The sequence below is a fragment of the Paracoccus marcusii genome, from assembly GCF_006151785.1.
Taxonomy (GTDB): domain Bacteria; phylum Pseudomonadota; class Alphaproteobacteria; order Rhodobacterales; family Rhodobacteraceae; genus Paracoccus; species Paracoccus marcusii.
In genome coordinates this window covers 1-8267 of sequence record NZ_VDDD01000138.1, presented here as the reverse complement: position 1 = coordinate 8267, position 8267 = coordinate 1, and the positions used below count along the sequence as shown (strand labels likewise).

The following is an 8267-nucleotide window of genomic DNA, read 5'->3' as shown; positions in this document are numbered from 1 at the left end:
CGCCTGGCCGAGGCCGACCGCCTGTCGGCCCAGCCCAAGGTCGCGCGGCAGCTGCCCGCCGAGCGTCTGGCGCGCGATCACGCGGCGCTGGCCGCGCATCTGCGCCCCTTGGGCGAGATCACCCGCTGGCAGGGCAGGGCGGTCAGCTTTGGCGCCTCGGTCGCGTTCGGGGTGCTGGTGGTGGCCGCGCTGGCGATCTGGGTCGCGGTTCAGCGCGGGCTGCTGTGACGCCTTGCACATGATGCAAGGCTGACCTGTCCGCGCAGGGCTTGCCAAACCCCGCCCAAGCTGGTGTGAGGGCTAACACCCCCGTCCCAGGAACTCCGCATGACCTCTACCCCTGATTTTCGCGCCGCGATCCTGGCGCTGGCGCTTGGCGCGTTCGCCATCGGCACGTCCGAATTCGCGGCCATGGGCCTGCTGCCCTATTTCGCCGCCGACCTGGCCCTGACCGAACCGCAGGCCGGTCACGTCATCAGCGCCTATGCCCTTGGCGTCGTGGTCGGCGCGCCGGTCACCGCGATGCTGGGCGCGCGGCTGCCGCGCAGGCGCTATCTGGCGGCGCTGATGGCCTTTTACGGCGTCGTGAACCTGCTGGCGGCCTTCATGCCGGGCCTGGCGACGCTGGTCGGGGTGCGGTTCCTGGCCGGCCTGCCGCATGGCGGCTTTCTGGGCGTCGCGATGCTTTACGCGGCGGACGCGCTGCCCGTGGGACAGCGGGCCCGGGGCGCGGCACGGGTGCTGCTGGGGCTGACCATCGCCAACATCGTCGGCGTGCCGCTGGCGGGCTGGATGGGGCAAAGCATCGGCTGGCGGTGGGGCTTTGCGCTTCCCGGCGTGATCGCGCTGCTGTCGGCGTGGCTGATCCTGCGCGTGGCGCCGCGCGTCGGTGGCAATCCCGACGCCCGCCCGTGGGACGAACTGGCGGCGCTGCGCAACCCGCGCGTCCTGTGGGTGCTGGCCGTGGGGGCCATCGGGTTCGGCGGGCTGTTCGCGGTCTATGCCTTCATGACGGCGGCGATCCTGGCCACCACCGACGCGCCGGGATACGTGATCCCGCTGACGCTGGCGGCCTTCGGCGTGGGCGGCACCTTGGGCACCTGGGGCGCCGGCCGCCTGACCGAGATCCTGGGCATCGACCGTGCGGCATTCGCCAGCTTGGCCGCGATGGCCGCGACCCAGGGGTTCGCAGCCCTGGTCGTGGGCAGCTGGCCGCTGATGGTGCTGTCGTCCTTCCTGATCGCCGCCGGTGCGGGGCTGGTCATTCCGCTGCAGACGCGGCTGATGGACGTGGCGGGGTCGGCCCAGAACATGGCGGCGGCGATGAATCACGCGGCCTTCAACGCGGCCAACGCGCTTGGGCCCTTCCTGGCCGGGCTGGCGCTGGCGGCCGGATGGGGGTGGCGCGCGCCGGGGCTGGTGGGCGTGGCGCTTACGGCCGCGGGGGCGGTGGTGCTGACGATCGCTGTCCGACAGGACCGGAAAGCCCGGCGGACAGCATCGGGGGCGGCAGCGACCGCAGGATGACCTGGCGCGAGGTCGACGCGAATTCGCGCCGCCACGTGACCCACAGCACGATCGCCGTGCCCAGCATCAGCGTCCAGGCACCGGTCAGCCAGCCAAGCGCGCCAAGCGCGAAATAGACGCTGCGCAGCCCGGCGTTGAAGCTGCGGGCGGCGGTGATGTTCAGGTCGGCCGCCTGCATGGCGCGGTCCATCGTCTCGGGGTGGTCGGCGCGGTTCGGGACCGCCGCCATCATCACCGCGCAATAGCCGAACAGCCGGTGCGCCCAGACGAACTTGAGGAACGCGTTCACCACGAAGAACATCGGCACCAGCAGGCGCAGTTCCCACCCCGTGCCGGCGGTGGGCGTCAGCTCCAGCCCGCTGGCGACGCTGCGCAGCCGCTCGCCGTTGCCGATCAGCGCCAGCAGGCCGCCCGTGGCGATCATGCAGGCGCTGGCAAAGAACGCCGTCCCCTCGCGCAGGCTGGCCAGGATGTTGCCGTCGAAGATGCGCGGGTCGCGCTCGACGAAATGGCGCATCCATTCCCGGCGATAGCGCGTCATCAGCACCGAAACCGACGGCCGCCCCGCCGGCGGGCGTTCGGTGAACCAGCCGATCCCCAGCCAGGCGACGAACAGGAACGCCAGCGCGGCCATGTCGCGCAGGGCCATCGGAGCGGCGGAAATCTGGTCCAGCAGGTTCATGCCGCGACATTAGGGCCGGACGTCGCGCCTTGAAACCCCCCGTGACGCGGCATACCGTCGGGACGACAGGCAGGGAGGAGAACCGGCCATGATGCAGATGCCCCCACCCGACGCGACGGTCCTGTCGCGCAGGCAGGCGATCACCGAGGCGCTGAAGGCGGCCTTGCCCGGCGCGGTCATCGACGACCCGGCGGAAACGCGGGCCTATGAATGCGATGCGCTGTCGGCCTATCGCTGCGCGCCTCTGGCCGTGGTCCTGCCCCGCAGCACCGAGGAGGTGTCGCGCCTGCTGCGCCTGTGCCACGACCTGCGCGTGCCGGTGGTGCCGCGCGGCGCGGGGACAAGCCTTGCGGGCGGGTCCATGCCCACCGCGGATGCCGTCGTCATCGGCCTGTCGCGCATGACCGACGTGCTGGAGATCGCCCCCGGCGACCGGCTGATCCGGGTCCAGGCGGGGCGCACCAACCTGTCGGTATCGGGTGCGGTGGACGGGCTGGGCTTCTTCTATGCGCCCGATCCGTCCAGCCAGCTGGCCTGCGCCATCGGCGGCAACATCGCCATGAATTCGGGCGGCGCGCATTGCCTGAAATACGGGGTCACCACCAACAACCTCCTGGGCGTCACGGTCGTGCTGATGGACGGCTCGGTCGTGCATCTGGGCGGCCCGATGGGCGAGGGGCCGGGGCTTGATCTTCTGGGCGTCGTCTGCGGGTCCGAGGGCCAGCTGGGCATCGTGACCGAGGCGACCCTGCGCATCCTGCCCAAGCCCGCAGGCGCGCGGCCCGCGCTGATCGGCTTTGCCGCAGCCGAGACCGCGGGCGCCTGCGTCGCTGCGATCATCCGCGCGGGCATCATCCCGGTCGCGATCGAGTTCATGGACGCCCCCTGCATCAAGGCGACCGAGGAGTTTTCGGGCGCGGGCTATCCCGACTGCGAGGCGTTGCTGATCGTCGAGGTCGAGGGCACGGGCCCCGAGATCGACGAACAGCTGACCCTGATCCGCGACATCGCCATGACCTTCGACCCGGTCGAGTTCCGCGAGAGCCGGTCCGACGACGAATCCGCCCGCATCTGGAAGGGCCGGAAATCGGCCTTTGGCGCGATGGGCAGCATGGGCGACTATATCTGCCTGGACGGCACGATCCCGGTGACGGCCCTGCCCACGGTCCTGGCGGGCATCGGCGATCTGTCGCGGCAATACGGGTTGGCCGTGTCGAACGTGTTTCACGCGGGCGACGGCAACATGCACCCCCTGATCATCTATGACGCCAACAAGCCGGGCGATCTGGACCTGGCCGAGGCGCTTGGCGCCGACATCCTGCGGCTGTGCATCAAGGTCGGCGGCTGCCTGACCGGCGAACATGGCGTGGGCATCGAAAAGAGAGACCTGATGAGCGAACAGTTCGCCCCCAACGACCTCGAGGCGCAGATGCTGGTCAAGGATGCGTTCGATCCGCACTGGCTGTTGAACGCGGCCAAGGTCTTTCCCTTGGACGTTAGCGCCCCGCGCCGCGACCGCCGCCTGAACCGGCCCGCCGATGCGGCCTGAGACCGAGGGCCAGCTGGCCCAGATGATCCGCGACGCCCGTGGCCCGATCGCCGTGACCGGTGGCGCCACGCGCCTGTGGCCCGGAGAGGGGCAGGGGGACCGGATCGACACGACCGCCCTGACCGGCGTGACGCTGTACGAACCCGAGGCGCTGACGCTGGTCGTCCGTGCGGGCACCCCGGTGGAGGAAGTGCGCCAGACCTTGGCCGCCGAAGGCCAGATGCTGGGGTTCGAACCCCCGGTCACGACCGGCTCGACCATCGGCGGCGTGGCCGCGACGAATGCCAGCGGCCCGCGCCGGGTTCAGGCCGGGGCCGCGCGCGACGCGATGATCGGCGTCCGCTTCGTGGACGGGCAGGGCCAGATCGTCAGCAATGGCGGGCGGGTGATGAAGAATGTCACCGGCTATGACCTGGTCAAGCTGATGGCTGGCAGCCGCGGTACCCTGGGCGCGCTGACCGAGATCAGCTTTCGTACGGCCCCCATCCCGCCCGTGACCGCGACCCTGGCTTTGCCGGACCTGGACGCCGCGGCCGCCATCCCGGCCCTGTCCAGCGCGCTTGGCGGCCCCTTCGACGTGTCCGGTGCGGCGTGGCTGCCCGGCCACGGCGCGCTGATCCGGGTCGAGGGGCTGGCGGCATCGGTCAAGGCACGCGCGGCGGACCTGACCGCGCGCCTGTCCGACTTCGGTACCGTGCAGGAGGGCGACCCGGAGGCCTGGGATCTGCTGTGCCGGACCAGCCACCACCCCGACCTGGACACCTGGCGCATCACCTGTCGGCCAAGCGAGGCGCCGGCCCTGCTGGCGCGCCTGCCGGAACCCCGGTCGCTGGACTGGGGCGGGGCATTGATCCATGTCCGCCTGCCGCGCGGGCAGATGCCCGACCTGCCGACCTTTTCGGGCCATGCCCGCCGCATCAGCGGCGCGCCGGGCATCCTGCCCGCCCCCGACCCCCTGACCGACCGGCTGGAGCGTGACCTGCGGGCACGGTTCGACCCGCGCGGCCTGTTTGGAAATCTTGCCTGATGCAGACCCATTTCTCGCCCGAACAGCTGTCCGACCCGCTGACCGCGCGGTCGAACAAGATCCTGCGGACCTGCGTGCATTGTGGCTTTTGCACGGCGACCTGCCCGACCTATCAGGTCTTGGGAGACGAGTTGGACAGCCCCCGCGGCCGTATCTACTTGATCAAGGAGATGCTGGAATCCGGCCGGCCGGCGGACGAAAAGACGGTCAAGCATATCGACCGCTGTCTGGGCTGCCTGTCCTGCATGACGACCTGTCCGTCGGGCGTGCATTACGGTCACCTGCTGGAACATGCACGAGAGCATATCGAGGAGACCTATCGCCGTCCCGTCGCTGACCGCTTCCTGCGGTGGGTGCTGAAATTCGTGCTGCCGCATCCGGGCCGGTTCCGGCTGGCGCTGATGGGCGCGCGGATCGCGCGGCCTTTCAAGGGGCTGATGCCGGACCGCCGCCTGCGCGCGATGCTGGACATGGCGCCCAGGTCGATCCCCCCGGTCAGCCGAAACGACGACGGCCAGACCTTCCCGGCGCAGGGCACCCGTCGCGCGCGGGTCGCGCTGATGGTCGGCTGCGCGCAGCGGGCGCTGAACACCGACATCAATGATGCCACCATCCGCCTGCTGCAGCGGGCGGGGGTCGAGGTGGTGATCCCGCAGGATTTCGGCTGCTGCGGCGCGCTGACCCTGCATATGGGGCAGGAGGCCGACGGCAAGGCCCGCGCCCGCGACAGCATCCGCCGCCTGCTTGCGGCCGAAGAGGGGGGTGCATTGGACGCGGTGATCATCAACACCTCGGGCTGCGGAACGACGATCAAGGATTACGGGCACCTGTTCAAGGGCGACCCGATGGAGGCCGACGCGCGCCGTGTCGCGGGCCTGGCCCGTGACGTGACCGAGTTCCTGGTCGGGCTGGGCCTGCCCGCGCGGGCAGGCGATCAGGGGCAGGGAATGCGCGTTGCCTATCATTCGGCCTGTTCGCTGCAGCACGGCCAGCAGATCCGGTCGGCGCCCAAGGACCTGCTGTCGGGGATGGGCTTCACCGTGCTGGAGCCCGCGAACCCGCATCTGTGCTGCGGGTCGGCGGGGACATATAACCTGCTGCAGCCGGAACTGTCGTCGGAGCTAAAGGCGCGCAAGGTCGAGACGCTGGAGGCGGTCGCACCCGAGGTGATCGCGGCGGGCAATATCGGCTGCATGATGCAGATCGGCGGCGGGACGCAGGTGCCGGTGGTGCATACGGTCGAACTGCTGGACTGGGCCACGGGCGGGCCGAAACCTGCCGCATTGGGGTCTTGAAACGCGGTTCGAGCGATCTAGATTCAGGAAACCGGCGGCCATGACGGCGTCGGTTTCCCTGCCCGCCCGGTTTCGGGGGGCAACTCTGACATCGCTTTGAACAGGATGTGACACATGCGTAATTTCGACCTGACCCCGCTGTACCGGGCCTCTGTCGGCTTCGACCGTCTGGCCGACGTCATGGACCGCGCCATGACCGCTGACGTGGCCAGCACCACCTATCCCCCCTACAACATCGAGAAGACCGGCGAGGACGCCTATCGCATCTCGATCGCGGTGGCCGGCTTTGCCGCCGACGACCTGAACGTCGAGGTCCGCGATGGCGCCGTGATCGTGTCGGCCCGCAAGGCGGACGAGGACGAGGGCCGGACCTTCCTGCATCGCGGCATCGCCACGCGTGCGTTCGAGCGCAAGTTCACGCTGGCCGACCATGTCCGCGTCGATGGCGCCAGCCATGTCGACGGGATGCTGCATATCGACTTGGTCCGCGAGATCCCCGAGGCGCTGAAGCCGCGCCGGATCGAGATCGCCAAGACCCCGGCACGTGTCGGCAAGCTGGACGCCTGATCGCGTCCCGCGACGGCCGGGGGGCCAGCCCCCCGGACCCCCCGTCCGCCCAAGATCCGATGGAAAGGCCGCGTCCCCCGACGCGGCCTTTTGTCGTTACAGCCTGCGGCGCGCGCGCAAGGCGGCGGTGATGGTGCCGTCGTCGAGGTAATCCAGCTCTCCGCCGATGGGCACGCCCTGGGCCAGGCCCGTCACCGTCACCGGTGACCCCTCCAGCACATCGGCGATGTAATGCGCGGTGGTCTGACCGTCGACGGTGGCGTTCAGCGCCAGGATCACCTCGGTGATGCTTTCGTCGTCAATGCGCGCCAGAAGGGTGGGGATCCCCAGGTCCTCCGGTCCCACATCGTCCAGCGCCGACAGCGTGCCGCCCAGCACGTGATAGCGGCCGCGAAAGGCCCGGCCGCGTTCCAGTGCCCACAGGTCGGCCACGTCCTGAACCACGCAGATCTCTCCGGTTGCGCGGGCCGGATCGGTGCAGATCGCGCATTCGTCACGGTCGGTGATGTTGCCGCAGACCACGCATTCGCGCGAGTTCTGCGCCACCCGGTCCAGCAGTTGCGACAGCTGCACCATCTGCTGGCTGCGCCGGCGCACCAGCTGCAGCACGATGCGGCGGGCGGATCGCGGGCCCAGCCCGGGCAGCCGCGCCATCAGCGCGATCAGCGCCTGGATGTCGTCGCTGCCCTGTTCCATGCCGCTCAGAAGGGCAGCTTCATGCCGGGGGGCAGGCCCAGGCCTTCGGTCATGCGCGACATCTCGGCCTGCATCTTCTCCTCGGCGGCGCGTTGGGCGTCCTTGATGGCGGCCAGAATCAGGTCCTCGACCACCTCCTTCTCCGACGGCACGAAGATCGACGGGTCGATCTCCAGCGCGGTCAACTCGCCCTTGGCGGTGCAGGTCGCGCGCACCAGGCCCGCGCCGGATTCGCCGGTGACGGTGATGCGGGCCATGTCCTCCTGCATCTGGCCCATCTTGTCCTGCATGTCCTTGGCGGCCTTCATCATCTTGGCCATGTCGCCAAAGCCGCCCAATCCCTTGATCATCGTTCAGTCCTCATCCTCGAAGGGGTCCCATTCCTCAACCTCGGCCACCGGGCCTTCGGTTCCGTCATGGGGATTGGCCGCACCCTCGGGCAGGTCGGCGACCTGGGCCTCCGGGGCGACGCGGGTGATGCCGGTCAGGGTCGCGCCGGGAAAGGCGGCCAGCACCTGCTGCACGATGGGCAGGGCCAGCGCACGGTCGCGGTCGGCACGGGCCTGCGCCTCGCGGGTTTCGGCGATGGTGGGGGCGCCGTCCTCGTTCGTGATGGTGACGGCCCACCGCTGTCCGGCGGTCCAGCCGCGCAGGCGCTCGGCCAGCCGCTGCGCCAGATCGGCGGGCGGGTTGTCGCGGGGCTGATACTCGATCCGCCCGGGGCTGTAGCGCACCAGCGACACGTGGCGTTCCACCAAGACCAGCAGCGTCATGTCGCGCATCCGGGTGATCAGCTCGATGACGGACGCGAAATCGGGGTAGCTCTCGACCAGTTCGGGCGTCACGGCCAGGGCATGCGCCGCGGCGCCGTGCGCCTGGACCGCCGGCGCGGGGCGGGCGCGGCGCATCGCCTGCGGGGCTTGG

Annotated in this window: 8 protein-coding genes and 2 pseudogenes; 6 read left to right on the top strand and 4 right to left on the bottom strand. The window is 70.1% G+C overall.

Annotated elements, in window-relative coordinates:
* Both FHD68_RS19115 and FHD68_RS16030 read left to right on the top strand, forming a co-directional pair.
* Positions 1 to 228: pseudogene (locus tag FHD68_RS19115) on the top strand (hypothetical protein); the annotation flags it as partial.
* A 99-nt stretch (positions 229 to 327) separates the two neighbouring features.
* The gene (locus tag FHD68_RS16030; protein ID WP_127898998.1) at positions 328 to 1527 is read left to right on the top strand and encodes an MFS transporter; all 1200 of its coding nucleotides are present in this window, start codon (positions 328 to 330) and stop codon (positions 1525 to 1527) included.
* On the opposite strand, the gene FHD68_RS16025 is transcribed toward FHD68_RS16030, so the two are convergent.
* Entirely contained in the window at positions 1433 to 2209 is a 777-nt protein-coding gene (locus FHD68_RS16025) for a DUF599 domain-containing protein (RefSeq protein WP_046001060.1), read from the bottom strand. The genes FHD68_RS16030 and FHD68_RS16025 overlap by 95 nt on opposite strands.
* Before the next feature lie 91 nt (positions 2210 to 2300).
* Between FHD68_RS16025 and FHD68_RS16020 the strand changes: the two genes are divergently transcribed.
* The 4 genes from FHD68_RS16020 (at position 2301) to FHD68_RS16005 (ending at position 6647) form a co-directional block, all read left to right on the top strand.
* A complete protein-coding gene (locus FHD68_RS16020) occupies positions 2301 to 3758 on the top strand; it encodes an FAD-linked oxidase C-terminal domain-containing protein (protein ID WP_127899412.1) in 1458 nt (485 codons plus the stop codon).
* A complete protein-coding gene (locus FHD68_RS16015) occupies positions 3748 to 4785 on the top strand; it encodes an FAD-binding protein (RefSeq protein WP_127898997.1) in 1038 nt (345 codons plus the stop codon). Before FHD68_RS16020 ends, FHD68_RS16015 begins: the two co-directional genes overlap by 11 nt.
* A complete protein-coding gene (gene glcF, locus FHD68_RS16010) occupies positions 4785 to 6080 on the top strand; it encodes a glycolate oxidase subunit GlcF (RefSeq protein WP_046001058.1) in 1296 nt (431 codons plus the stop codon). The genes FHD68_RS16015 and glcF overlap by 1 nt, the downstream gene beginning before the upstream one ends.
* A gap of 114 nt (positions 6081 to 6194) precedes the next feature.
* A complete protein-coding gene (locus tag FHD68_RS16005; RefSeq protein WP_045982934.1) occupies positions 6195 to 6647 on the top strand; it encodes an Hsp20 family protein in 453 nt (150 codons plus the stop codon).
* A 96-nt stretch (positions 6648 to 6743) separates the two neighbouring features.
* Here FHD68_RS16005 and recR read toward each other — a convergent pair whose 3' ends face one another.
* The 3 genes and pseudogenes from recR to FHD68_RS15990 form a co-directional block, all read right to left on the bottom strand.
* On the bottom strand, positions 6744 to 7343 hold the full coding sequence (gene recR, locus FHD68_RS16000; protein ID WP_127898996.1) for a recombination mediator RecR: 600 nt from the start codon (positions 7341 to 7343) through the stop codon (positions 6744 to 6746).
* Between the two features lie 5 nt (positions 7344 to 7348).
* Positions 7349 to 7693, bottom strand: a complete 345-nt coding sequence (locus FHD68_RS15995; RefSeq protein ID WP_045982936.1) for a YbaB/EbfC family nucleoid-associated protein — start codon at positions 7691 to 7693, stop codon at positions 7349 to 7351.
* Positions 7694 to 7696: 3 nt separating this feature from the next.
* A pseudogene (locus FHD68_RS15990) lies at positions 7697 to 8267 on the bottom strand (DNA polymerase III subunit gamma/tau); the annotation flags it as partial.